Source organism: Stutzerimonas sp. S1 (genome assembly GCF_025966695.1).
Taxonomy (GTDB): domain Bacteria; phylum Pseudomonadota; class Gammaproteobacteria; order Pseudomonadales; family Pseudomonadaceae; genus Stutzerimonas.
This window is the reverse complement of the sequence record NZ_JAOEIY010000008.1, coordinates 84,361-108,504: the sequence shown is the minus strand read 5'-3', so window position 1 is coordinate 108,504 and position 24,144 is coordinate 84,361. Positions and strand designations below refer to the sequence as shown.

At 63.9% G+C, this 24,144-nt stretch carries 20 protein-coding genes; 10 read left to right on the top strand and 10 right to left on the bottom strand.

The genetic code is table 11. The features are described from left to right. Window positions 1–77: 77 nt before the first annotated feature. A complete protein-coding gene (locus tag N8H22_RS18135) occupies window positions 78–1,076 on the top strand; it encodes a putative sulfate exporter family transporter (protein ID WP_264591903.1) in 999 nt (332 codons plus the stop codon). 64 nt (window positions 1,077–1,140) lie between these two features. On the opposite strand, the gene N8H22_RS18130 is transcribed toward N8H22_RS18135, so the two are convergent. Both N8H22_RS18130 and N8H22_RS18125 read right to left on the bottom strand, forming a co-directional pair. Continuing rightward, window positions 1,141–1,731 carry an NAD(P)H-dependent oxidoreductase gene (locus N8H22_RS18130; protein ID WP_264591902.1) on the bottom strand — a complete coding sequence of 197 codons (591 nt, stop codon included), beginning with the start codon at window positions 1,729–1,731 and terminating at the stop codon, window positions 1,141–1,143. 118 nt (window positions 1,732–1,849) lie between these two features. Beyond that, window positions 1,850–2,839 (bottom strand): bile acid:sodium symporter family protein, encoded by a 990-nt coding sequence (locus N8H22_RS18125; protein WP_264591901.1) that lies wholly within the window; start codon window positions 2,837–2,839, stop codon window positions 1,850–1,852. Between the two features lie 87 nt (window positions 2,840–2,926). On the opposite strand from N8H22_RS18125, the gene N8H22_RS18120 reads away from it, so the two are divergent. From N8H22_RS18120 to N8H22_RS18095, 6 genes are all read left to right on the top strand, one after another. Continuing rightward, the gene (locus N8H22_RS18120; RefSeq protein WP_264591900.1) at window positions 2,927–3,739 is read left to right on the top strand and encodes a helix-turn-helix transcriptional regulator; all 813 of its coding nucleotides are present in this window, start codon (window positions 2,927–2,929) and stop codon (window positions 3,737–3,739) included. A 142-nt stretch (window positions 3,740–3,881) separates the two neighbouring features. Beyond that, complete coding sequence (locus N8H22_RS18115; protein ID WP_264591899.1) at window positions 3,882–4,082, top strand: DUF1127 domain-containing protein; 201 nt, start codon at window positions 3,882–3,884, stop codon at window positions 4,080–4,082. A gap of 115 nt (window positions 4,083–4,197) precedes the next feature. Further along, entirely contained in the window at window positions 4,198–4,515 is a 318-nt protein-coding gene (locus N8H22_RS18110; RefSeq protein ID WP_264591898.1) for a DUF2388 domain-containing protein, read from the top strand. A gap of 86 nt (window positions 4,516–4,601) precedes the next feature. Further along, entirely contained in the window at window positions 4,602–4,898 is a 297-nt protein-coding gene (locus tag N8H22_RS18105; protein WP_264591897.1) for a DUF2388 domain-containing protein, read from the top strand. 60 nt (window positions 4,899–4,958) lie between these two features. Continuing rightward, window positions 4,959–5,279, top strand: coding sequence for a DUF2388 domain-containing protein (locus N8H22_RS18100; RefSeq protein WP_264591896.1), 321 nt, complete (start codon window positions 4,959–4,961; stop codon window positions 5,277–5,279). Next, window positions 5,276–7,222 (top strand): DUF4105 domain-containing protein, encoded by a 1,947-nt coding sequence (locus N8H22_RS18095; protein ID WP_264591895.1) that lies wholly within the window; start codon window positions 5,276–5,278, stop codon window positions 7,220–7,222. The genes N8H22_RS18100 and N8H22_RS18095 overlap by 4 nt, the downstream gene beginning before the upstream one ends. 66 nt (window positions 7,223–7,288) lie before the next feature. Here N8H22_RS18095 and N8H22_RS18090 read toward each other — a convergent pair whose 3' ends face one another. The 6 genes from N8H22_RS18090 to polA form a co-directional block, all read right to left on the bottom strand. Beyond that, window positions 7,289–8,335: a hypothetical protein gene (locus tag N8H22_RS18090; protein WP_264591894.1), complete on the bottom strand. Its 1,047-nt coding sequence runs from the start codon at window positions 8,333–8,335 to the stop codon at window positions 7,289–7,291. A gap of 9 nt (window positions 8,336–8,344) precedes the next feature. Continuing rightward, window positions 8,345–12,118, bottom strand: a complete 3,774-nt coding sequence (locus N8H22_RS18085) for a hypothetical protein (protein ID WP_264591985.1) — start codon at window positions 12,116–12,118, stop codon at window positions 8,345–8,347. Then, window positions 12,115–12,936: a DUF4123 domain-containing protein gene (locus N8H22_RS18080; RefSeq protein WP_264591893.1), complete on the bottom strand. Its 822-nt coding sequence runs from the start codon at window positions 12,934–12,936 to the stop codon at window positions 12,115–12,117. Before N8H22_RS18080 ends, N8H22_RS18085 begins: the two co-directional genes overlap by 4 nt. Window positions 12,937–12,939: 3 nt before the next feature. Then, window positions 12,940–15,030 carry a type VI secretion system tip protein TssI/VgrG gene (gene tssI / locus N8H22_RS18075; protein WP_264591892.1) on the bottom strand — a complete coding sequence of 697 codons (2,091 nt, stop codon included), beginning with the start codon at window positions 15,028–15,030 and terminating at the stop codon, window positions 12,940–12,942. A gap of 183 nt (window positions 15,031–15,213) precedes the next feature. Continuing rightward, on the bottom strand, window positions 15,214–15,732 hold the full coding sequence (locus N8H22_RS18070) for an Hcp family type VI secretion system effector (RefSeq protein ID WP_003286458.1): 519 nt from the start codon (window positions 15,730–15,732) through the stop codon (window positions 15,214–15,216). A gap of 530 nt (window positions 15,733–16,262) precedes the next feature. Beyond that, window positions 16,263–19,007 (bottom strand): DNA polymerase I, encoded by a 2,745-nt coding sequence (polA, locus tag N8H22_RS18065; protein ID WP_264591891.1) that lies wholly within the window; start codon window positions 19,005–19,007, stop codon window positions 16,263–16,265. A 75-nt stretch (window positions 19,008–19,082) separates the two neighbouring features. On the opposite strand from polA, the gene N8H22_RS18060 reads away from it, so the two are divergent. From N8H22_RS18060 to ppnN, 3 genes are all read left to right on the top strand, one after another. Then, entirely contained in the window at window positions 19,083–19,367 is a 285-nt protein-coding gene (locus N8H22_RS18060) for a DUF2782 domain-containing protein (protein ID WP_264591890.1), read from the top strand. A 24-nt stretch (window positions 19,368–19,391) separates the two neighbouring features. Next, window positions 19,392–20,345 carry a homoserine kinase gene (locus tag N8H22_RS18055; protein ID WP_264591889.1) on the top strand — a complete coding sequence of 318 codons (954 nt, stop codon included), beginning with the start codon at window positions 19,392–19,394 and terminating at the stop codon, window positions 20,343–20,345. A gap of 286 nt (window positions 20,346–20,631) precedes the next feature. Continuing rightward, window positions 20,632–22,005: a nucleotide 5'-monophosphate nucleosidase PpnN gene (ppnN, locus tag N8H22_RS18050; protein WP_264591888.1), complete on the top strand. Its 1,374-nt coding sequence runs from the start codon at window positions 20,632–20,634 to the stop codon at window positions 22,003–22,005. Window positions 22,006–22,050: 45 nt separating this feature from the next. Here the strand turns inward: ppnN and N8H22_RS18045 are convergent, their stop codons facing one another. Both N8H22_RS18045 and N8H22_RS18040 read right to left on the bottom strand, forming a co-directional pair. Continuing rightward, window positions 22,051–22,923, bottom strand: coding sequence for a DMT family transporter (locus tag N8H22_RS18045; RefSeq protein WP_264591887.1), 873 nt, complete (start codon window positions 22,921–22,923; stop codon window positions 22,051–22,053). Window positions 22,924–23,284: 361 nt separating this feature from the next. Beyond that, window positions 23,285–23,995 (bottom strand): NrdJb, encoded by a 711-nt coding sequence (locus N8H22_RS18040; RefSeq protein ID WP_264591886.1) that lies wholly within the window; start codon window positions 23,993–23,995, stop codon window positions 23,285–23,287. Window positions 23,996–24,144: the final 149 nt, after the last annotated feature.

Sequence of the window (24,144 nt, the reverse complement as noted above, 5' to 3'; positions counted from 1 at the left end):
ATATCGTTATAACCATTTTTACAGGCCGACTACGATGCACCTAGCCTTGGCCATCGACAAGCGCAAAGGACGTAATCATGTGGCAAGGCCTGGTTCTCTGTGGGCTTCTCACCGTTGGTGGCTACGGGCTGGCGCTGGCACCCGGGCTGCGTGAGAGCGGCTTCAGCCCGCTGATGTTTGCCCTGCTGCTGGGACTCGCCGCCGGTAATCTGCCGGGTCTCAAGCAGGCTGCGCCAGCCGCCCGAGCGGGCCTGCAGTTCGCCACCCGTTGGCTGCTGCGCAGCGGGATCGTGCTGTTCGGCCTGTCGCTGACATTGCAGCAGATCTACGCGCTGGGACCGGCCATTCTATTGCTCGACCTATTGGTGGTCAGCACCGTCCTGCTGGTCGGCTACCAGCTGGGCACCCGGGTGCTCGGACTCGACCGCGAAACCACCCTGCTCACCTGCGCCGGCAGCGCCATCTGCGGCGCTGCGGCGGTTCTGGCGACGGAGGCAACCATCCGCTCGCGGCCGGCAGCCACCGCCATGGCGGTAGCGACCGTGGTGCTGTTTGGCACGCTGGCGATGCTGGTATACCCGCTGCTGTACCCGCTGACCGGCCTGGACGAGGGCCTGTTCGGCATCTATATCGGCGCTACCGTGCATGAAGTGGCACAGGTGGTGGCTGCCGGCGATGCGGTCGGCCCGGCTGCGCTCGCCAACGCGGTAATCGTCAAACTGCTGCGAGTCATGCTGCTGGTGCCCTTTCTGCTGATCGTCGGCCAGTGCTGGCTGGGTCGCCAAACCACGGCATGCGACGATGAGCCCGGACGCCTGGTGATTCCCTGGTTCGCGCTCGGTTTCCTGCTGATGGTGCTGTTCAACAGCCTGGTGACGCTGCCGGTCACGCTGCATCAGACGTTGGTGCTCGCTGGTCAGGTAGCGCTAGCTATGGCGATGGCTGCGCTGGGCTACGAGACCCGCCTGGAAAAAATGGCCGCGCTGGGCATCAGGCCGTTCGTACTCGCGCTTTGCCTGTTCGCTCTGCTGACCGGCGGGGGATTGCTTTCGGTCGGCCTGTTGGCAGGCCTGTAATGCTGACCCGGAAAAACCCCTCCCGGCCTGCGCCGCGAGGGGTTTTTCTTTGCCTCGGCGAAGCTCAGACGCTGAAGCCGAACACCTCACCCAGGTGCCGCCGATAGCGCTCGACATCCGCCTCGATCTGCGGCCGCTTCATCACATCGACGCAGAGGAAGGTCGGCAAGCCCTGCATGCCGAGAAACTCGTTGGCCTTGTGAAACGGCAGGTAGACGGCATCCACGCCCTTGCCGGCGAAGAAATCGCTGGGGTCGTCGAAGGCCTGCTGCGGCGCGTTCCAGGTCGCGGAAATCATGTAGCGCTTGCCCTGCAGCAGGCCGCCGCTGCCGTACTTCTGCGACGCGTCGGAGCGCGTGCGACCGTCGTTGGCGTAGAGGCTGCCGTGGCCGGCGGTGAACACCTCATCGAGGTACTTCTTCACCGTCCAGGGTGCGCCCATCCACCAGCCGGGCATCTGATAGATCAGCGCATCGGCCCAGAGGATCTTCTCGACCTCCTGCTGCACGTCGTAGCCGGCGTCGATCTCGGTGGTGCGCACCTCGAAGCCAGCCGCCGCCAGGGTTTCGATCGCCGCCTGATGCAGCGTGGCGTTGTACTGGCCGGCCGAATGGGCGAAGGCCTTGCCGCCGTTGAGTAGCAGAATCTTCTTCATAGGAACCTCACGAACTGAATGGCGCGCAGCTTAACGGCGAGCACGTGCACCACCCAGGCCTGCGTGGGCAAATAATCTTTGCGCCGCAGTCACGAATCCACAAGACATTGATAGTGGATCACACAGCTTTCGCCACCGGCTCCTGCTCCGGCCGCGCTGCATAACGCTGCGCCAGCACCGCGCAGACCATCAGCTGGATCTGGTGGAACAGCATCAGCGGCAGGATCAGGGTACCCAGCGCGCCGCCGGCGAACAGCACCTGCGCCATGGGGATGCCGGTGGCCAGGCTCTTCTTCGAGCCGGCGAAGAGGATGGTGATGCGGTCTTCCAGGTCGAAGCCCAGCCAGCGGGCGATCAACCAGGTGCTGAGCAGTGCCAGCGCCAGCAGCAGACAGCAGGCCAGCACCAGACCCAACAGCTGCGGCAGCGGCACCTCGTGCCAGATGCCCTCGACCACCGCGTGGCTGAACGCGGTGTAGACCACCAGCAAAATCGAACTCTGGTCGACATTCTTCAGCCAGCCCTTGTTGCGTGCCACCCAGTCGCCGATCCAGCGCCGCGCGATTTGCCCGGCGATGAACGGCAGCAGCAGCTGCACGACGATCTTGCCGATGGCATCCAGTGTCGAGCCGCCTTCGCCCTGAGCACCCATCAGCAGCAGCACCAGCAACGGCGTGAGGAAGATGCCGATCAGGCTGGACGCCGCCGCGCTGCACACCGCCGCCGGGATATTGCCGCGCGCCAGCGAGGTGAAGGCGATGGCCGACTGCACCGTGGCCGGCAATGCGCAGAGGTAGAGCATGCCCAGGTACAGCTCGGCGCCGATCATCGGCGTCAACAGCGGCCGCAGCGCCAGACCGAGCAGCGGAAACAGCCCGAAGGTGCAGGCGAACACCAGCAGATGCAGGCGCCAGTGGCCCATGCCGGCGAGAATCGCCGTGCCCGACAGCTTGGCGCCGTGCATAAAGAACAGCAGTGCGATGGCCAGATTGGTGATCCACTCGAACACCACCACGCCCTGCCCGCGCGCCGGCAGCAGCGTGGCGATGGCCACGGCGCCGAGCAGGGCGAGAGTGAAGTTGTCCGGTAACAGGCGAGGTCTGGCCATATGCGCTCCTGGTGGCGTGGCTTGCAGCGGGTCGCCAGCGAGTCTACTGTCGCCTCGAATATCCGACTAACGCCATAAGGCCGCGCAATGTCGAGAAACGGACACAGCAATTTACCGCAGCGCCACATCCCGGTCATGGAAGCGCTGCCACGACCGCTGTTCGCCCGCAGCGAGTCGCTGCCCGAGCGCACCACCACGCCGCGCCACAGCCACCCCTGGGCCCAGCTGTCCTACGCCACCAGCGGCGTGCTACGCGTGCACACCGACGCCGGTCGTTTTCTCGCCCCACCGCAACGGGCCATTCTGATTCCGCCGGGCCTGCTGCACGAAGTGATCAGCTCGCCACATACCGAGATGCGCAGTTTGTACATCGACTACCGTGCCGTAGCCTGGGCACCCGCGCACTGCCAGGTGCTCGCGGTCAGCCCACTGCTGCGCGAGCTGATCCGCGCCTTCGGTGAGTTACCGGTCGAGTATGACCAACGGGGCGCCGACGGCCGCCTGGCGACCGTCCTGCTGGACCAGCTGCAGGCCGCACCGGAGATCGGCTATTCGTTACCTTGGCCCCGCGACCCGCGCTTGCGCGAGCTGTGCGAAGCGCTCTATGCCGCCCCGGACATACCCTTCGGCCTGGCTCACTGGAGTGCACGCCTGGGCGTTGCCGAAAAGACCCTGACGCGCCAGTTCCAGCGCGACACCGGCCTCAGCTTCCGCGCCTGGCGCCAGCGCCTGCGCCTGCTCAGCGCCTTGCCATTGCTCGAACAGGGCCAGCCGGTCACCGACGTCGCGCTGGCCTGCGGCTACGAGTCCACCTCGGCGTTCATCGCCGCCTTCGGTCTGCACTTCGGTTACACGCCAGGCAATCGCCTGAACGCAAGCGTGCGATCGGCGAACAGTTGATGTTCAAGCGAGCGGTACAGTCAGGCCACGATGCGGACTGCACCGGTACAATCGTCCATCCCTGTGGCTGTTGCGCAAGCCGGCCCGGCGCGATCCTGTCTGCCCATAAGCCAGTCCCGCCAGCGCGGGAAGGAGAGGCATCATGGATCGCGTCCTGCCTCGCGTTTTTGTCACCCCCCAATCCGCCACATGGCTGCCGCGTCTGCTGCACACGCTCAGACTATGGCAGCAGCGCGCCCAGACCCGCCGCCAACTGGCGCAGCTGGATGCTCGACAACTGGCGGATGCTGGTATCAGCGCCAGCGAACGCCTCGAGGAGCTGGAAAAACCATTCTGGCGCTGAACAGCCGAGGCGCTATGCATGACGGAACCGGACGCCTATGCTGCGCCCTGTCTGCCGCTTGGCGGAACACGCCGCAAGCGCCAGGGTCTAGAGCGAAACATCCGGAGAATTCGTCATGCCCCGCTATCTGCTCCCTCTCTGCGCCGCCGGCCTGCTGCTGGCCGGCAATGCCTCGGCCGCCAGCTTCACCGGCACCACCGACATGGTGGTCGGCGGCCTGATCAATACCGTCGATGCCACCTCTGATCTGACCTCGTCGCTGCGCGACGACAAGCTGGTGCTCGACGCCCGCGACGACGCCGCCCGCTTCGTCGCCAGCCAGGGCGATCTGCGCGGCGCCCATCTGGAGGCCGCTCTGTTGCACATTCGCACGCAGCAGCCGCAACTGGGCGCCAGTGATCTGCAGCTGGCCGAGGCGATTCTCGCGCTGTAAGCGACCAACCCGGGAAAGACCAAGCGCTGGCCGCCGCGCCGGCGTTTCGCTAGCCTTGGCGCCGATTTTTTTCTGCCAGGGTTCCCATGCGTTCGTTTTATCTCGTATTCGCCATCGCCTGTTGCGCCGCCGGCCCCGCGCTGGCGCTGGATACCACCACCGCCAGTGTCGTGAAAACCACCTTCGTCGCCAGCCAGCTGACCAGCGCACCCTTCGAGAACAAGCTGGTCGTCGACGCCCGTGACGACGCCGCAGGCTTCGTCGGTAGCGGCGGTCAGCTAACCGGTGCACGCCTGCAGGCCGCGCTGCACTGGCTGCGCCAGCAGCACCCTGGCCTGCAAGCCAGCGATCTGGAACTGGCCGAGGCCATCCTCGTCCAATGAACCCGGACGGTCGGCTGTCGCGTTACGCCTCGACCGCTCCAATGAAATGAGAATCGCGCCATGCACAAACTCCTGATCGCCGCCCCCCTCACCCTGGCCTTGCTTGCCAGCACGGCCCAGGCACAGACCCTCGTCGCCACCAGCAACATCGTGGTGCGCGCGCTGGACCGCAGCATCGACTTCACCTCCGACACCACCACCTCGATTCGCGACATGAAGGTGGTAACCGAAGCCCGTGACGAAGCCGCCAGTTTCGTCGCCAGCGAAGGCGAAATCCGCGGCGCCCGCCTGGAGGCCGCGCTCGGCTCGCTGCGCAGCGAATTCCCGGCGGCCCGGGACGCCAGCGATCTGGCCCTGGCCGAAGCCATCCTCGCCCTGTGATTCGCGCCTGGCTGCTGGCGAGCTGCCTGGGCCTGGCCGCCACCGCCCAGGCCAACCTGCGCCTGACGCTGGATGCCGCCGACCTGCAGCCCGACCAGCGCCAGGCCAGCCTGGCGCTATTGGACGAGGCGCTGGCCGCGCTGCCGCCGCGGCTGGTGCGAAACCTCGATCGCGAAGTGCGGGTGCAATGGCGCGACAATTTGCCGGAGCAGGCCTATGGCCGCGCCGGTGGTGATCGACTCGAGCTCAACCGGCGCCTGCTGGCGGCGTTGACCGACGGCTCCGCCGCCGACCAGCGTACCGAACGCCCGCATGGCACGGTGCGCCGCGAGCTGCTCGCGACGGTCATTCACGAACTGGCGCATCTCTACGACCGCGCGCGGCTGTGGTCACCGGAGCAGTACCGGTCGCAGGCTCAGTGCCGCCAGCGGGTCGGCAGCCTCGGGCTGATCGGTCTGCCTGACACCTGTCGCGGCCAGGACCGACGCCGCTTCACCCTCAGCGACGATCCGCGCCTGCTCGACCTGGCCGGCTGGCCGCAGCGCGTCGGCAAGCGCGGCCGGCGCGAACAGGACAACGCGCAGCTGGCGCGCAGCCCCGATCCGTACGAGCTGACCAGCCCGCTGGAATTCGTCGCGGTGAATCTCGAATACTTCCTGCTCGACCCCAGCTACGCGTGCCGGCGGCCCGCGCTGCAGCGCTACTTCCACGAACATTTCGGCTGGGCGCCCGACAGCGCGGTCGATTGCGCAGCGGGCTATCCCTTCCTCAACGCCGGCCGTGACTTCGGCCGCACGCCGCTGCTGACGCTGGATCCGGCGCGCGTCTACGAGGTCGACTACCTGTTCGCCGAAGCCAACGATGCCTGGGTCAGCCGCTGGGGTCACAGCATGCTGCGCCTGGTGATCTGCGCCCCGGGCCGCGAACCCGGACCGGATTGCCGGCTGGATCTGGACCATCACCTGGTGCTGTCCTTCCGCGCCTTCGTCGACGACGTGCAGCTCTCCAGCTGGGACGGCCTGACCGGCGTCTATCCCTCACGGCTATTCATCCTGCCGCTGGGTCAGGTGATCGACGAATACACCAAGGTTGAGCTGCGCGGGCTGGCCTCGGTACCCTTGAAGCTGCGCCGCGAGGAGATTCGCCAGCTGGTCGAGCGCAGCGCCGAACTGCACTGGAGCTACGACGGCGACTACTACTTCCTCTCCAACAACTGCGCGGTGGAAACCCTCAAGCTGCTACGCAGCGGTACGGCGCGCAGCGACCTGGTCGCACTGGACAGCATCATGCCCAACGGCCTGCTGGAGGTACTGATCCACCGCGGCCTGGCCGACGCCAGCGTGCTCGACGACCCCCGCGAGGCGCTGCGCCTGGGCTATCGCTTCGACTCCTACCGCGACCGCTACCAGGCGATGTTTGCCGTGCTCAAGGATCGCCTGGGCCTGCCGCAGGACAGCGTCGAACAGTGGCTCGAACTCGACGCCGTCGAGCGCCAGCAGTGGATCGACCGCGCCGACCTGCGTGCCGCTGCCGCCCTGTTGCTGGTCGAGCAGGCCGCCCTGCGCCGTCAACTGCTCCTGGCCCAGGACGAGCTGAAGAACCGCTACCTCGGCGGCCGCGGGCGCGACGCCAGCCTGAACAAGGCTGACGGCGCGCTGCAGGAAATCCTCGCCAGCAGCGGCTACCTCAGCCGCCCGGCCGAACTGCTAGACGGCGACGGCTACGGCCTGCCCCAAACCCGCGAATGGACCCGCCTGGAACGCGAAAGCGAACAACGCCAACTGCGCCTGAATCAGCTGAGCGAAGAACTGGATCAGGAAGTCCGGGTGCTGCTGGGCGATGAGCGGCGGGAGGAACTCGAAGCGATCGAAGTGAACCTGGCCCAGATCGGCGAGCATCTGCGTGGGTTGCACAAGGCTGGGGGTGGGTTGGAGTTGCCTTAAAAGCTGGTTCCGATAGGCCTACCGGGAACTATAGGACGGGATATAGAGGCTCCCAGCCAGCCGCAGTCAATCGGCATAGCGCACATGGCGGTCCATGAGGTTGAGGCGGCCGGTGATGTCGTAGGCTTTGACGCGGGCCAGGTTCTGCGTCAATTGCGCCTCCCAGGTCTTATCGTCCATATCACGCCAGTAGCGCTCGGAGCGGCCCGTGCGGCGGTCATGTGCCGCCGTGGTCGGGTCGTTCGCGCGGTGTTTCTCTAACAGCGGGATATCCGGCAGCGGGCGGCCAATGTCCATGTAGTTCTGCAGAAAGTCCCAGCCGGCGAAGTGCGGCGCCATGCTGGAGTCCTTGGGCACGATGGGCCTGAGGTCGACGGCCAGGTCGTGATAGCGATGAACCAGATTCAACTGGTGCCAGATCAACCCTTGGCGGTCAGGGCCGCTGCTGATATAGGCATCAAACTCATGAAAGGGATAGGTGAACTTACCGATGGTGCCGCTGCGCTTGTACTCGCCCATATTGTCGTAATCGAAGATCGTGACCATGCCGGTGCGGCGGTTGAACTCCCACAGCGGACCTTTGGAAGGGCGAACGACCCAGTTGGTGAGCTTGTGAACGACTAGGGAGCCTATGGCCCAGCAGGCGAGGGGGGGACCTAAAAACCATGGTGCTGTTTCTAGTACGACAGCCCAGAACCCTGATAGGAAACCTGAAGGATTGTGATAAGCATCTACAGACCACGCGAAAGGAAGTAGAACCAGAAGAGCCCAAAAAACAAAGCGCCCTCCTCCCCACAGATAAAACCAGAACAGGCTGCGTTTGGAGAGTGACGCATGTCGATAGCGTTCGTGATCGATGACCTGGTGGTAATCCAACAGTTCGTAGGCTTCTCGTTGCTCCTCCCCTGTTGCTAGCGCGTGCTCGTAGCGTTCAACATCTCGCAGGCTGGCGGGGGATGTATGGCTCAGCATGCTATGGGGCACGATATCTTCGGTATGGCCCCAAGGCAGGCGCGAGCTGCCAAAGCGAAACAACCAACTGCGCATGGTCGCTGCCGGCTGGTCGGGAATGCGCGCCGGCTGGTAGGCGCTGGTGCTGTAGTGGGCAGTCATGGGGCATCCTTACGGCTGGCTGTCCGGGCGGGTCTGTTCATTGGCCCAGAAGGGCTGCTTGGTTTTGCTGAACTCGGGTTCATCATGCTGATCAGGGTCGTAACGCAGGACATCGGTCGGGGGCGGTGCCGGGAACACCCAGGTACGATCCTCTCCTTGTAGGATTATCTGGGCGCGCACAGCCAGGGTGTAAGTCTGCCATCGATGCGGGGGCGTGCGTGGCATGCTCTGCGAAACCGGCACCTCGTAGAACAGCTCCAGGGCATCGGGGTACAGGCGCTGGGCCAGGGGCTGGATAGGGCTGAGGTTATGGGTGCTGGATTGCGTCATATCCCTCGGGCTAAGGCGATGACTGCTGCTACGCAATTGGCTGACCGCTTGGATATTGGCGCTGCCCAGGGTGGCGGCGAGCCCAGGCAGGTTGCTTTCGATACGCACTTGGGTATTGGCGCGGCGCATCGCATGGTATTCGGCGGGGTCGAGCAGGCCCATGGCGCCGCTGCGGCGTGCTTGCTCCGGGTTGGCGCCAATGCTGATACGGATGCCGGCAAACAGGCTGACCAAGCGGTAGAAGGCCTCCTGCGGGTCGTTCCAGAGGTGGGTCGCCTTGGCGCTGCGGTTGCTGCCGAAGGGGCCGTTGGTCAGCCACTCCTCGATAGGGCTGTCGTCCAGCCACCAGACCAGAGCCGCACCCGCCAGAATCAGCAGCAGGGTGGCCCAGCCAACCGGGCCCAGCCCCAGGAAGGTGGCGCCGCTGGCGGTAAAGAAGCCGCCGACTACCCCGACTAGGCCACCCGTGGCCATCAGCCCATAACCCCAGGTGGCGTCGTCGCCCAGGCTGGCTTCATGCATGGCATCGTAGATGCTGATGCCGACGAAGAGCGTGCCGGCGAAGGTTTGGAAGGCCAGTTTGCCGGTCACGTTCGCCAGTCGTTCGCCGAAGAACCTTTGCAGGCGCGGGCCTGGTTTGAAGAGCACCTTCTCGGCATACTTGTTCTGAATGTGTTGTACCAGCGGCTGATTGTGCGCGACCTTGCTAGCCAAAAACTCCATAGCGAGTAGTAAGTCTGCACCGGCACTTACGATTCCGCTCAAAGCACGAAATTTGTTTTTATTACGTTCATTAGATAGATAAGCCTCAAACTCCGCCCGCACATTAAAAGCCTCCAGAATCAACACGCCAGCCGGGAAGGCCTTGGAACCGAGCACACCGCGTGCGCTTCGGCGCCAGCCACGTTCTTGTTGGGCCAGCCGCTCTTGCGCCTGTTTCAGGGCATTGTTGGCTTCGCTCAGGCGGCCACGGGCGGCTTCCCGGCGCTCTCGCGCCTGCTGTAGATCGTTCTGAATACGCAGCTCTTCGGCAATCTGCCGGTTCAGTTCACGTATCAGACGGGCGGTGCGGTGGTTCTTGGGGATGGCCAATAACAACAGCTCTTGTGCCTGCTGGTCGATGCCGGCCCGATTAGCCGTACGACCCTTGCTGCTGGCCAGTAACTGACCCTCCATATCCAGCAGTTCACCAAAGATTCGACGCGCGTTTTGCGGTGCCGCTGGGAGGTCAGTCAAACCGAAGAAGTAGTAGTTCTTCTGGTTAGCGGCCGTGCGGCGAATGAACACCATGTCACCGAAGTCCTGTTGCAGCATGCTGCGCAGCATTTGCAGGTCCTTGGTATACAGCCGGTATTTCGCAGGAAATGCCTGGTTACCCAGTTCCTCTTTCAACACGTTGCTGCGTTCTTGCTCGTGGTGCAGGTCGCTCTCGTGGTCATGCACGTCCAGCTGCCTGCGCCTGCTCTGATCTGCAGCCTGGACGTACTCTGTGCTGGCGCCACTCAACCCTTTTTGCGCCTCCTTTAGGGCGCTGCTCAGGTTCTCCCATACGGTTATCAGCGCGGCAGCGCCGCTTTTGGCGGAAGGCAGGAGCAGGAAGTCCGGTTGCTGCATCAAGCCTGCGAGCGTGTTGCCTTCCAGGGTCGCCGGCTCTTCGCCGGGCGGTGCATTGAGCTGCGCCACCTGGTTCAACGCATCGGCACGATAATGGCCTTCGCCGTTGTTCGGTGTTTGCACCGCTTGATAGGGCTTGAGCAGGGTGTTGTCGTCCGCCTCTGGCCACAGCATCCGGTGCAGAGGTTGGCTGGGGCTCTGCGCAAGCTTGCATAGCAGTCTCCTTCCCGCGCTTGTGCGTGGTGCATCGCCTGCCGCCAGGAATGGGTCCTGTTGATCGGCCGTGCGCGCCAGGCAGACGAAGAGCTGGCTGCAAAGCTGGAAGGCGCCGGCGTAGTCGAGGCCTTCCAGGCAGAAATGATCGCCCAGCGCGTGCTGGTTGGCTGCCTGTTCCAGCCAGACGGCGAGGTTGTCCTGCGCGGCTTTGAGGCAGGTCATGGCCAACTGACGAGCATGCTGGCCCGAACACAGGTCGATCTGTTGACGCCCCTCTTGGCTGACCTGGCCGATGAAGCGGTGCAGCGGGTTGCTTTGTCCGCCGATATGGGGGGGAACCATCATGCGCTGAATCAACAATGCCGAGGCGTGATGGGCATGGAAGGTGGCCCGTTGCGCGCAGAGCTGCAGCACCGCTTGGGCCTGGTTGGTGCGCGCCACCAGGTGGCGCATGCGGTAGAGGCCATCTTCCACCAGTACACCGGCGATCTGGCGTTTTTTGACCGTGGCCAGCATGTCAGTTTCAGCCGCAGCGGCCTGCCAGTGTTCACGTTCGTTGGTTGCGCTGCAGACATGTTGGAAGTTCTGTAGCGTGTCGCCCAGTTCGACAGCCCAGGCGCCGGTCTCCGGGCGTAGGTCGTCCTGCGTCTGCTGTGCATGCGTTGGCCCCGGGGTGGACTCACCGCGCTCGTGACGTTGATGAACCTGCTGAGCATATTGCTGGCTCTGCACGGGGTACTGGCCGCTCAGATCGTGCAGATACTTGAGCGGTTGATCGAACAACCATTCACGAGCAGGCTCACGCGGACGATGGGCGGGGACATTTTGCAGGTAGAAGGCTTGCTGCTGGCTTGGAGCCCGGTAAGTGGTGTTACCGAAGCTGCGTTCGGCCACGACCAGGCCCAAGCGATTGCAGCGGGCGCGACGCAGACGAGCGTTGCGCTCCATGGCGTTCAGGCGAGCGGCAGGCCATTGCACCTCGGCATAAGCTACCTCGATATCCGGGGCCGCGCGGTTGTTCCATCTGGCGGGTAGCCAAATCTCGCTCAGCCCTTTGCCAGTAGCCGTGCGGGCGCCATCTCGAAAGTGCTCGCCATTGCGAAAGTCACTCAGGCGTACGTCGTGATAAGTCACCTGCCCCTCAGCCTGACGAATCTCCAGTTCACGCCACACTTTGCCGTGATAGAACAAATAGATGAAGCCGGGACGCACATGTACGGGGTATTCACGATGCTGGTGGTTGGCGCTGATACCGAGCATGGTGCTCATGGGCACTACAGGGACGATGCAGTTCCACTGCCGCGCACGCTGGCGCGGGGTAATGCGTGTGTCATCCATCAGCGGTACGTGGATGGGGCTGCCGCGTTCGGCCTCGATTTCCAGCCAGAGATGGCGCTTGGGCTGCTGCTGCCAATCCCAGATGTGTAGGGTGCTGCTCTGCCGAGAATCAGCTACAAGCTCTTGTTTGGCCTGCTGGGTTAGCCACTCCTGCAGCTCATGATCGGTTTCGTCATAGATCACAACTCGCTGTTCCGGCGGGTGATCTTTGCCAATCACTTCGACGATCAGCTTGCCAGCTTCACAGGCCGGATTGCCGGACAGGCTCCCTACTTTGGCATTCATCCTTGACTCTCCGAGGGGGCTGGTGTGGCTTCCAGCCAGGATTGCAGTTGCTGCAGACGAAACTGCACCTCGCCCGATGCGATTTGGGGATGGCTTAGGTGCTGGGGATAAGTGAGCCGGGCTTCGAGGTATGCGCCCAGGCTCTTCTCGTCGTCGAACCCAGAGGCAAGACCCTGCTGCAGATAGCCCAAGACCTGGTTGAACTCGGCCTGTGAATGCTCCTGCCAGCACTCATAGGCAAATGCCTCTAGTTGCTGCCGTTCGAGCGCAGCGATCTGCATTCTGTCGAGTATCAGCCTGCCCTTCGGTGGCGCCCCATGATTGGTCGACTCGCTCCGTAGGCTGCGCCAATGGCTGATGTTCTCGCTGCGGTCTGCCCAGGTGGGGCCATGCCAGAACAACTGCTCGATGGGGCCTAGCCAAGTGATAACGGCCTCGGTCGCCGCGAAAAGGTAACTGGCCACCTGTGGGTCGTAATAGCGCAGTATCCCCTTACGCTCACCTTCAAACTGCACGACCAGCATTGCGCGCAGATGGGACAACAGCTCATCAACTGGCCGCTCGGAACTCAACAATACGCCAGGCCATTGCTCTGGTGCTTGGCGATACGCAGTCAACCAGGCGCTATCCGGCGTCAGTTGTATCAGCCAAGGTCCTTGTTCGACATGAGCGCCCAGCTCGGTATCAGCAAACAGAGCTTCCGGTCGTGGATCAGGTTCTAGCTGGTAAATCCGCTGCAGCAGCGGCTCATCCAATTCGAGCAGCATGAAGAGTGGGGTAGAAAGATTGGGAAGCCCTGCGAGTATCTGTACAGACATCAATCAGCTCCCTAACTGGGCGGCATGACGACAAGGACAGTTGGTCAGCGGGCATTGCATTGGCGTACCGCCCCGAGGCTTCTGACACAACTCGATTAGCGGTGTATGGCTGAATCTCGCTTGCTTCAGCCGGTGTTCAAGCACAGCCCCAGGCACATCCGAATCTGTCGGCCTAACTTGCCCCGGCAATACCGGCGCCGCCCCCGATCCCTTTCCCGGACTTCCACCCGAGTTCATCCTGATCACCGGCCCGACCATGGTGATGCCGCTGGCATCGAGCTTGATAAAGCTGCCGCCAGCCTTGAAGGTCAGTTCGCTGCCGGCTTCGAGGACTACTTTCAAGCCGCTGGACAGATGAATCTCGTTGCCGACTTCTATGAATTGCCCGGTGCCGATCTTCAGGTGTTGGCTGTTACCCACGGTGAGGTGGTCGTTGGCGCGGACTTCGGTCTTGCGGTCGGCGTGGGTGGTGCGGTGTTCTTCGGCCTTGAATTCGCTGTAGCTGTTGGCCTCCACGGTGTCGTGGCGTTCGTGGCCGACGCGGATCTTCTGGTCGTGCTCGATGTTCTCGTCCCAGTCGCGCTGGGCGTGGATGTAGATCTGTTCCTGGCCCTTGCGGTCTTCGATGCGCAGTTCGTTGTAGCCGCCACCGCCCGGGCTGCTCAGGGTCTTGAACACCGTGCGGGTCTTGTTGGCCGGCAGGTCGTAAGGAACCTGATGCTCCTTGTGGTAGAGGCAGCCGGTCACCAACGGTTGATCGGGATCGCCTTCGAGGAAGGCCACCAGCACTTCCATGCCGACCCGCGGAATGGCGATGCCGCCATAGCGGTCGCCGGCCCAGCTGGAGGAGACGCGCAGCCAGCAGCTGGTCTTGTCGTCGGCCTGGCCTTCACGGTCCCAGTGGAACTGAACGCGCACGCGACCGTATTCGTCGCAGTGAATTTCTTCGCCGGCAGGTCCCGTGACTACGGCGGTCTGGCTGCCGAGAATCTTCGGTTTCGCATGGCTCAGTGCTGGGCGGAAGGGGATGTCCCAGGGCGTGGCGTTGAAGCGGTTGCGGTAGCCCTGGACGAAACCGTCGCCGGGCGCGACATGACTGGTGACCGACTCCTCCAGCACCTGCGGCTGCTTGCCTTCATGCAGCACTTCGGTGAGTAGCCAGAGCTGGTTCCAGTCGCTGCGGGGGTGTTCGCCGAGCGGGAGGAAGTGCCCGCTCACCAGCCGCGGCTGGTCGCTTTCGCCTTCGGCCAGTTCGTAGTCGTGGAGGTGGCGTTCCAGGGCGCGTTGCGACAGATGCTTGCCGCGGGCGCGCTCGGTGAAGCGGCCGGGGTAATCGTAGTCTTCAAGGTCAGGCTGGAAGTCGCTGTGGAACGCGGCCTCCATGGTCAGACGTGGCTTCTCGAAATCGTAATCGCGGCGCGTGACGCGGCTGGTGCGGGTTTCCAGGCGCAGGCCGAAACGCTTGATCACCGGCTGGTCGGCGACCAGTCCGCTGTCCTGCTGATAGGCGGTGGCAGCGAGCTTGGGGAAGGCGGTCTGGTCATCGCCGAAGACCAGTACATGGCCGTTCGCGCCATGCTGGAAGTGATAGTGGGTGCCCTCTTCCTCGCACAGGCGCTGGATGAAGTGCAGGTCGGATTCGTCGTACTGCACGCAATATTCGCGCGGCGGGTAAATCACCGGGCCGAGCTGGAAGCGGTAGGCATCGGCCTGGATGCCGTGCTCCTCGAGTACCTGGGCGACGATCTGCGGCACGCTGAGGTGCTGGAAGATGCGCTGGTTGGTGCGATGGGCGAGGTAGGCCAGCTGCGGCACCAGCGTGAGCCGATAGCGGGTCAGGCGCTTGCCGGATTCACCCTGGGCGGCCTGATGCACCAGCCCATGAATGCCGCAGCCATCCGGCGCGAAGGAGAGGAAGGCCGGGCGATGCAGCAGGCTTTCCAGATCCAGATCGGGGTGCTCGCTGACCAGTTCCAGGTCGAAGCGATAGGGCTGGCTGATGGCCTCGCGGCCCCGGAATTCGAGCACCTTGAAGTCGTGCTCGACGCCCTCGAGGGTCAGTGTGAAGTGGGCCTGGTTGGCTGGGGCGAACATCCATGTTCCTCCTGTTCAGTCCATGTAGCAGCGCATGGGCGCTTGCGGAGCCCCGTTTAACACAGGCCGGCCGCTCTAGAATGCATGGTTCGCGCATTCCAGAACGACTATGGCGGAATCTGTTCAGTGCTTCGCAAAAAGCGTTCGGCCAGGAGAGCCTGGCCGAAGCGGGACCGCGGCGAATCAGCCAGCGATCGGGGTGCGCCAGTCGTCGGAACCGGAGGTGCCGGAAACCTCGTGGGTCCAGACGATCTTGCGGTAGGTGAAGTACACGTCTTCCAGATGGGTGAAATGGGACATGTTCGGGTCCTGGCAGTTGGGCATGCGCGACTGCACGTCGACGATCACCGCATCCTCCAGTTCGATGGTGAAGTAGTGCTCCTGGGTGCCGGTCGAGGAGGTGCGGTACCACTCCAGGCGGCACTTGTTCAGGCGCTCACCGGAAGTCAGGGCGTTGAAAATCAGCGGCGACGACTTGTCGAACACCTTGGTGATCATCAGCGGCTTGTGCACACGCTGGCCAGTCGGCTGACCCGACTGCGGGTCACGCGGGATGATGACCTGATGCTGGAAGGCCTGCACCAGAATCTGGTCCTCATGGCCTTCCTGGAAGATGTTGCCAACCGAATCCTCGGTGAAGGTGCCGGCAGTGATCAGGCCTTGCTTGGTGCCTTCGAGGGACAGATACGCGGGTGTTGGCATGGGTGCTCTCCTTGTCTGAAATGAGTGCCGAATGGCCATTCCCTGACAACAAGCACCATGCCAAAAAGTAAAAACTATTTATTTATCAACCGGATACTGACTACCCAATACGCAACCCGAATGGCGGAAGTGATGGCCAGCACAGAAAGCTGTGCAAATTCCTGCGCACCCGTGGCAGCAAGTTGCGCAGCGCTGCTCCAACTCGCGGGCGACCGCACTGGGAACAGCTTATCAACAAGGTTATCCACAGAGCGCCTGCGCAAGAACCTGCGCAAGTCGTTGCCGCTGGCGCAGCCCATGCCACTTTCCTGCAGGCAAAAAAAACCTCGAACTTCATTGGGGGAGGGGGAAGTTCGAGGTCCAAATCCGGACCGCTAGGGCGGGGTCCAGAGATCTGCCAACACTTAACACAACAAGGAGCATCGAAGGGTTTTTACACCCTTCGCATGCTCTGACCGGATCGTTGCAGCGGAAGTTCAACGCGGACGAAAAAAATTTCGGCGGCTAGCGACATCTTTCGGCAACCAGGATCAATGCGCCTCGTCCCAGTTGTCGCCAACACCCGCTTCGACGAGCAGCGGCACGTCCAGCTGGGCGGCCTCGCTCATCAACGGGCAGATCTGCTGACGGACCTGCTCGATCAGGTCTTCGCGCACTTCCAGCACCAGTTCATCGTGTACCTGCAGGATCACCCGTGCATCCAGACCGCTGCCCTGCAGCCAGCCGTCCACGGCGATCATGGCGCGCTTGATGATGTCAGCCGCGGTGCCCTGCATCGGCGCGTTGATCGCGGTGCGCTCGGCGCCCTTGCGCATGGCGCCGTTCTTCGAATTGATCTCCGGCAGGTACAGCCGACGACCGAACAGCGTCTCGACATAGCCCTGCTCGGCGGCCTGGGTGCGGGTGCGCTCCATGTAGGCGAGCACGCCCGGGTAGCGAGCGAAATAGCGGTCGATGTATTCCTGCGCTTCCTTGCGGCCGACGTCGATCTGCTTGGCCAGGCCGAAGGCGCTCATGCCGTAGATCAGGCCGAAGTTGATCGCCTTGGCGCTGCGTCGCTGGTCATTGCTGACCTGCTCCAGCGGCACGCCGAACACCTCAGCGGCGGTGGCGCGGTGCACGTCCAGATTGTTCTGGAAGGCATGCAGCAGACCGGCATCCTGCGCGAGATGAGCCATGATGCGCAGCTCGATCTGCGAGTAGTCCGCCGCCAGCAGCTTGTAGCCCGGCGCCGCGACGAAGGCCTGGCGAATACGCCGCCCTTCCGCGGTGCGGATCGGGATGTTCTGCAGGTTTGGGTCGCTGGAGGACAGCCGGCCGGTGGCAGTCACCGCCTGGTGATAGCTGGTGTGGATGCGCCCGGTGCGCGGGTTGATCTGCTGCGGCAGCTTGTCGGTGTAGGTGCCCTTGAGCTTGCTCAGGGAGCGGTGCTGCATGATCACCTTGGGCAGCGGGTAATCCTGCTCGGCCAGTTCGGCGAGCACGCTTTCGGCGGTGGACGGCTGGCCACCGGCGGTCTTGGAGAGCACCGGGCAGCCAAGTTTTTCATAGAGAATCACGCCGAGTTGCTTGGGCGAGCCGAGGTTGAACTCCTCGCCGGCGATATCGAACGCCTCGCGTTCCAGCTGCACCAGCTTGTCGCCCAGCTCGACGCTCTGCTGGCCGAGCAGTTGCGCATCGACCAACGCACCATTGCGCTCGATGCGCGCCAGCACCGGCACCAGCGGCATCTCGATCTCGGTCAGCACCTTGAGCAGCGATGGCGTCTGCTCCAGCCTGCCGAGCAGGGTCTGGTGCAGGCGCAGGGTGACATCGGCGTCCTCGGCGGCGTAGGGCCCGGCCTGCTCGATAGCGATCTGGTCGAAGGTCAGCTGCTTGGCGCCCTTGCCGGCGATGTCCTCGAAACGGATGGTGCCGCGGCCGAGGTACTTCAGCGCCAGGCTGTCCATATCGTGGCGGGTGGCGGTGGCGTCCAGCACGTAGGATTCGAGCATGGTGTCGAAGGCCATGCCGCGCATCTCGATGCCGTAGTGCATCAGCACGTTCATGTCGTACTTGCCGTGCTGGCAGATCTTGCCCTTCGCCGGATCCTCCAGCAGCGGCTTGAGCGCGGCGAGCACGGCATCGCGATCCAGCTGCTCCGGCACGCCCATGTAGGAGTGGCGCAGCGGCACATAGGCCGCCTGGCCCGGCTCGACCGCGAAGGACACGCCAACCAGCTCGGCGCGCTGGGCATCGATGCTGGTGGTTTCGGTATCGAAGGCGAAGCAGCTGGCCGTCTGCAGGCGCGCCAGCCAGCGCTCGAAATCGGCCTGCTCGAGAATCGTCTCGTACTGTGCCTCGGCCTGGATCGAGCAATTCTCCGGTGCCGCCTCGCAGTTCTCGCCAGCCGCCTTGGCCTCGCGCAGCAGGTCGTCGAGCCAGTTCTTGAATTCCAGCTCGCGATAGAGCGCGATCAGCGCCTCGCGGTGCGGCGCGCCGGGCACCAGGTCGGCGACCTCGACGTCCAGCGTCACGTCGAGCTTGATGGTCGCCAGCTCGTAGGACATGAAGGCGGCATCGCGGTGTTCGGCGAGCTTGGCGCCCAGGGTCTTGGCCCCGCGGATCGGCAGGCCGGCGACTTGGTCGAGGTTCTCGTAGAGCCCCTTGAGGCCGCCGGGGATGCCGTTGAGCAGGCCACAGGCGGTCTTCTCGCCCACACCCGGCACGCCGGGAATGTTGTCGACCTTGTCGCCCATCAGCGCGAGGAAGTCGATGATCAGCTCCGGGCCTACGCCGAACTTGGCCTTCACGCCTTCGATGTCATAGACGCTGCCGGTCATGGTGTTGACCAGGGTGACGTGCGGACAGACCAGCTGCGCCATGTCCTTGTCGCCGGTGGAGATCACCACGTCGCGGCCCAGCGCCGCGCACTGCCGGGCCAGGGTGCCGATGACGTCGTCGGCCTCGACACCATCAACATTCAGCAGCGGCAGGCCTAGTGCGCGTACCGCGGCATGCAGCGGCTCGATCTGCACGCGCAGATCGTCGGGCATCGGCGGGCGATGGGATTTGTAGTGCTCGAACAGCTCGTCACGGAAGGTCGGGCCCTTGGCATCGAAGACCACTGCGAACGGGCTGTCTGGATACTGCTTGCGCAGCGCCAGCAACATGTTCAGCACGCCCTTGACCGCCCCTGTAGGCTTGCCGGTGGAGGTGGTCAGCGGAGGCAGCGCATGGAAGGCGCGGTACAGGTAAGACGAACCGTCCACCAGAACGAGGGGGGCTTGGCGCATGAGCGGAATCAACCTTTTCGGCGGGCCCGGGGCTAGAATGCAGGGACCATTTGACGATGAAGGGACAAGGTTATCATGCGCGCTCTCAAACACCTGATGCTGGCCAGCCTGCTGGTTTGCGTGCCCCTCGCCGGTTTCGCCCAGGAATCGGTCAACGGCGAGCCGGACGTAACCATCCGCCAGGAAGGTGATCGCACCGTCGAGGAATACCGGGTCAACGGCTTCCTCTATGCAGTGAAAATCACGCCCAAGCACGGCAAGCCGTACTTCTTGGTGCGCGCCGATGGCAACGACGGCAACTTCGTCCGCGCCGACCAGCCAGACATGCTGATCCCATCCTGGAAGATCTTCAGCTGGTAATGCCCTGTCCGCGAGGAGGCTGTCATGTCGGTATTCACGCCCCTGCAACGTGACGAACTGGAAGCCTTCCTGGCGCCCTACCGGCTCGGCCGGCTGCGCGACTTCCAAGGCATCGTTGCCGGCAGCGAGAACAGCAACTTCTTCGTCAGCCTCGAACAGGGCGAATACGTGCTGACGCTGATCGAGCGTGGGCCGACGCAGGATCTTCCGTTCTTCATCGAGCTGCTCGACGTGCTACAGCGCGCCGGGCTGCCGGTGCCCTATGCGCTGCGCACTGACCAGGGCGTGGCGTTGCGCCAGCTAGCGGAGAAACCGGCGCTGCTGCAGCCGCGGCTGCCGGGCCGGCATGTGGTCGAACCCAACGCGCACCACTGTGCGGAAGTCGGTCGGCTGCTGGCGCGCCTGCATCTGGCAACTCGCGAGCATATTCTCGAGCGCGCCAGCGACCGCGGTCTGGAGTGGATGCAGGAGCAGGGACCGAGCCTGGCGCTGAGCCTGTCCGACGACCAGCTGCCGCTGCTGCGCGACGGCCTGGCGGAGATCGCCGAGCTACGGCCGAAGATCCTCGCCCTGCCACGCGCCAACCTGCACGCAGACCTGTTCCGCGACAACGTGCTGTTCGAAGGGACGCATCTCACTGGCGTGATCGACTTCTACAACGCCTGCTCCGGGCCGATGCTCTATGACCTGGCCATCGCCGTGAACGACTGGTGTTCGCACCCCAACGGCGAGATCGACGGCGAACGCAGCGAACCTTTGCTGGCAGGCTATTCCGCGCTGCGCCGCTTCACCCCGGCCGAGGCCGAACTCTGGCAGCCGATGCTGCGCGTGGCCTGCATACGCTTCTGGCTGTCACGGCTGATCGCGGCGCAGAGCTTCAGTGGTCAACAGGACGTGCTGGTGAAGAATCCCGACGAGTTCCGCCGTCTGCTGGCGGCTCGACAGCAACCGCATAGCGTACTGCCCTTCGCACTCTGACGACTGACCGGCTCATGCGGGCAGCGTCTACACGTGCCGCTCGGGAACATTTACGCCGCGCCAGCGTCAAGAATCGCGCGCCCGCACGCTGCCGGGGCGGGTAAGATGGCGCCAAACTCGTTGGCCACCAGCTTTGTCGCTCCCTTCTGCAGGGCCTAGTACGCGACGGACGCCCGGCGTGCCTGCCCCTCCGGGAGTCAGGCGGCCGCTGGTCCGGCTTAGCGCTCCACCATCCTGCTGTTACCGCCGCCTTTCGGCCCGGTGACCATGCGCTCGGAAATCACGAATGACCCAACGCCATGTAATCAACGCCTCGGTAAGCCCCAAGGGCAGCCTGGAAACCCTGTCGCAACGCGAAGTGCAGCAACTGAGCGAAGTCGGCGCCGGCCGGGCGCACAAGCTGTTTCGCCAGTGCGCACTGGCCATCTTGAATACCGGCGCACGCATCGACAACGCCAAGACCATCCTCGAGGCGTACGCGGACTTCGAAGTTGAGATCCTGCAGCAGGATCGTGGCGTGCGCCTGGAACTGATCAATGCACCGGCCGATGCGTTCGTCGATGGCGAGATGATCGCCAGTACTCGGGAGATGCTCTTCAGCGCGCTGCGCGACATCGTCTATACCGAGAGTGAATTGGGCAGCGCACGCATCGACCTGAGCACCTCGCAGGGCATCACCGACTACGTCTTCCACCTGCTGCGCAACGCCCGCACCCTGCGCCCGGGCGTGGAGCCGAACATGGTGGTGTGCTGGGGCGGCCACTCCATCAGCCTGGAGGAATACAAGTACAGCAAGCGCGTCGGCCATGAGCTTGGCCTGCGCAGTCTGCACGTCTGCACCGGTTGCGGCCCCGGCGTGATGAAGGGGCCGATGAAGGGCGCCGCGATCGGCCATGCCAAGCAACGCCTGGTCGGCAGTCGCTTCCTCGGCCTGACCGAGCCCGGCATCATCGCCGCCGAAGCACCCAATCCGATCGTCAACGAACTGGTGATCCTGCCGGACATCGAGAAGCGGCTGGAAGCCTTCGTGCGCGTCGGCCACGGCATCATCATCTTCCCCGGGGGCGTCGGCACCGCCGAGGAGTTCCTCTACCTGCTCGGCATCCTGCTCCACCCGGCCAACCGCGAACTGCCGTTCCCCGTGGTGCTCACCGGTCCACGCGAAGCGGCGCCCTACCTGCAACAGCTGCACGCCTTCGTCGGTGCCGCCCTGGGCGAGGACGCGCAGAACCGCTATCAGGTGGTCATCGATGATCCCAGCGAGGTGGCCCGACAGATGGCCGAAGGCATGCGCGAGGTCCGCCGCTTCCGTCGCGAACGCAACGACGCCTTCCATTTCAACTGGCTGCTGAAGATCGACGAGAGCTTCCAGCACCCGTTCGACCCGACCCACGAGAACATGGCCAACCTGCAGCTGCGCCGCGGCCTGCCGGCGCATGAACTGGCGGCCAATCTGCGCCGCGCGTTCTCCGGCATCGTCGCCGGCAACGTCAAGGACAAGGGCATCCGTCGCATCGAGCAGTACGGCCGCTATGAGATTCACGGCGACGCCTGCATCATGCAACCGCTGGACGAACTGCTGCAGGCCTTTGTCGAGCAGCACCGCATGAAGCTGCCGGGTGGCGCCGCCTACGAGCCCTGCTACCGTGTGATCAGCTGACGCTCAGGCAGCGCCGGACGCTGCACCTGCCGTCCGGCGCGCCGCTCACGGGTGGCGCGGCACCGGCACCGCCTTGAACACCAGTGCCAGGCCCAGCAGGATCGCACCCATGCCCAGCAAGCCGAGGCGCGACAGTTGATTGCCGAGGAAGAGGTAGTCCATCCCCACGGTCACCACCGGCACCAGGTAGAACAGGCTGGTGACGTTGACTAGGTTGCCGCTGCGGATCATCCGATACAGCAACAGCTGAGCCGCCACCGAGATCACCAAGCCCAGCCACAGCACCGGAATGATGAAGCCGGCCACCGCATCCAGCCGGATCGGCTGGAACGGCACGAACGCCAGGCACAGCAGCAGGCTGACCGCGTACTGCAACGGCATGACCTCCACCGGACTCTGGCGGACGCGCTGCTGCAGGATCGCCCCCACGGTCATGCACAGCAACGCACCGAGGGCGAAGAGCATGCCGGCCAGCGAGAAGCGCGCCAGCACTAGGCTCTGAAACACCACCGCGGCCAACCCGGCCAGTGCCACCAGCAATCCCAGCAGACGCAGTGGCGAGAAGCGCCGTTCGAGGAGCAGCAAGGTGAGAATCGGCTGCACGCCGAGCAGCGTCGCCATCACCCCCGGCGTCACGCCATGCGCCATGGCCTGGAAGTAGCAGATCGAGTAGCAGCCGATCATCAGCAGGCCGGTTGCCGCGACCTGCGCGCGGGTGCCCGGCGCCGGTCGTAAGCGCCGCCGGTACAGGCCGATCGGCAGCAGCGCGACCAGCGCCAGCACGAAGCGCACCAGCAGCAGGGCGAACGGCGTGCCGTGGTCCAGCCCCCAGCGGGTGAAGATCGCCGCACTGCCCCAGAGCAATACGAACACGGCCATGACGCCGTAGGACGTCCACAACGATTTGTTGAAAGTCATCAGTGATTACCTGTCGAAGCCGAACAGGCTCCAGCGAACGCCGCAAGCATGCGCGCGCCGATCCAGAAGGATCAGAAGCGAAAACTGGAGCTGCGAGGTGCGGGCGGATCAGCCCAGCGCAACCGCCGGTGGAGGTGGCGGCGCGATTGCCAGAGCGGCAACGACAGAGGGGGGTGGAGCGATTGCGCACAGCCGGGCCACGCCATGATCGGCTGGCTTCACGTGAAACAGGCTGTGAGCAGGGGAGGACATTTGGTCAAAGGCCGGAAGGCTGCATGGAGACCGAAAACTAGCAGAGCCAGACCCGCCGGGTAAAGCGGGCCTGACGAGCGTCACGGCAGGCGAAATCAGCGCAAGCCGTTTAGCCGCACTTGGAGTTGCCGCAGTTCAGGCAGGTCGCGCAGCCGTCCATCTGCACCACAGCCTGGGTGTTGCACTTGTTGCACAGCTGCGCGCCAGCCGGGAAACCTTCGCCCGGCTCGACGGCCACCGCGCCCTGGCTGGCTTCGTAGGCGGCACGCTTCTCGGCCAGGTACTTGAGCTGAGTTTCGTCCAGCGCATGGCCTTCGAGCATGCCGATGGCGATCAGATGACGCTCCAGCACCGCACCAATCTCGGCGACGATCGACGGCATGTAGACGCCACCCTTCTTCAGGTAGCCGCCGCGCGGATCGAACACCGCCTTCAGCTCCTCGACGAGGAAGGTGCAGTCGCCGCCCTTGCGGAACACCGCGGACATGATGCGGGTGAGCGCGACGATCCACTGGAAGTGGTCCATGTTCTTCGAATTGATGAAGATCTCGAACGGACGGCGTTGCTCGTGCGGGGTGCCGGCGTTGAGCACGATGTCGTTCACGGTGACGTACAGCGCGTGCTCGAACAGCGGCGACTTGATCTTGTAGGTCATGCCAATCAGGGTTTCCGGACGCTGCAGGCTCTCGTCCATCTCCACCACCTGGATGGGCTTGCCGGCCGCCTTGCTGTCGTTGCTGGCTGCAGACGCGGCGGGGCGTTCGATGGTCTCGTCGACGACCTTGAAGCCCTTGATGCGCTGGGTGATCTTTACGGTCATTTTTGCGGTTTCTCCTGCCGGGCGGCACTGGCGGCCCGGCGATTAATGGGCACCTCTAAAAACTATCTGCGTTGCCATCGCGGTGTTGAAAACAGGCTCAAAATGCTCATTTACCGCTCGTAAACTGCGCTTGTTCGCCTGTTTTCGCC

Bases quoted from the DNA above. Each gene is read 5' to 3' on its own strand.
- N8H22_RS18135 (WP_264591903.1), top strand. From the start codon at position 78: ATGTGGCAAGGCCTGGTTCTCTGTGGGCTTCTCACCGTTGGTGGCTAC.
- N8H22_RS18130 (WP_264591902.1), bottom strand. From the start codon at position 1,731: ATGAAGAAGATTCTGCTACTCAACGGCGGCAAGGCCTTCGCCCATTCG.
- N8H22_RS18125 (WP_264591901.1), bottom strand. From the start codon at position 2,839: ATGGCCAGACCTCGCCTGTTACCGGACAACTTCACTCTCGCCCTGCTC.
- N8H22_RS18120 (WP_264591900.1), top strand. From the start codon at position 2,927: ATGTCGAGAAACGGACACAGCAATTTACCGCAGCGCCACATCCCGGTC.
- N8H22_RS18115 (WP_264591899.1), top strand. From the start codon at position 3,882: ATGGATCGCGTCCTGCCTCGCGTTTTTGTCACCCCCCAATCCGCCACA.
- N8H22_RS18110 (WP_264591898.1), top strand. From the start codon at position 4,198: ATGCCCCGCTATCTGCTCCCTCTCTGCGCCGCCGGCCTGCTGCTGGCC.
- N8H22_RS18105 (WP_264591897.1), top strand. From the start codon at position 4,602: ATGCGTTCGTTTTATCTCGTATTCGCCATCGCCTGTTGCGCCGCCGGC.
- N8H22_RS18100 (WP_264591896.1), top strand. From the start codon at position 4,959: ATGCACAAACTCCTGATCGCCGCCCCCCTCACCCTGGCCTTGCTTGCC.
- N8H22_RS18090 (WP_264591894.1), bottom strand. From the start codon at position 8,335: ATGACTGCCCACTACAGCACCAGCGCCTACCAGCCGGCGCGCATTCCC.
- N8H22_RS18085 (WP_264591985.1), bottom strand. From the start codon at position 12,118: ATGAATGCCAAAGTAGGGAGCCTGTCCGGCAATCCGGCCTGTGAAGCT.
- N8H22_RS18080 (WP_264591893.1), bottom strand. From the start codon at position 12,936: ATGTCTGTACAGATACTCGCAGGGCTTCCCAATCTTTCTACCCCACTC.
- tssI (WP_264591892.1), bottom strand. From the start codon at position 15,030: ATGTTCGCCCCAGCCAACCAGGCCCACTTCACACTGACCCTCGAGGGC.
- N8H22_RS18070 (WP_003286458.1), bottom strand. From the start codon at position 15,732: ATGCCAACACCCGCGTATCTGTCCCTCGAAGGCACCAAGCAAGGCCTG.
- polA (WP_264591891.1), bottom strand. From the start codon at position 19,007: ATGCGCCAAGCCCCCCTCGTTCTGGTGGACGGTTCGTCTTACCTGTAC.
- N8H22_RS18060 (WP_264591890.1), top strand. From the start codon at position 19,083: ATGCGCGCTCTCAAACACCTGATGCTGGCCAGCCTGCTGGTTTGCGTG.
- N8H22_RS18055 (WP_264591889.1), top strand. From the start codon at position 19,392: ATGTCGGTATTCACGCCCCTGCAACGTGACGAACTGGAAGCCTTCCTG.
- ppnN (WP_264591888.1), top strand. From the start codon at position 20,632: ATGACCCAACGCCATGTAATCAACGCCTCGGTAAGCCCCAAGGGCAGC.
- N8H22_RS18045 (WP_264591887.1), bottom strand. From the start codon at position 22,923: ATGACTTTCAACAAATCGTTGTGGACGTCCTACGGCGTCATGGCCGTG.
- N8H22_RS18040 (WP_264591886.1), bottom strand. From the start codon at position 23,995: ATGACCGTAAAGATCACCCAGCGCATCAAGGGCTTCAAGGTCGTCGAC.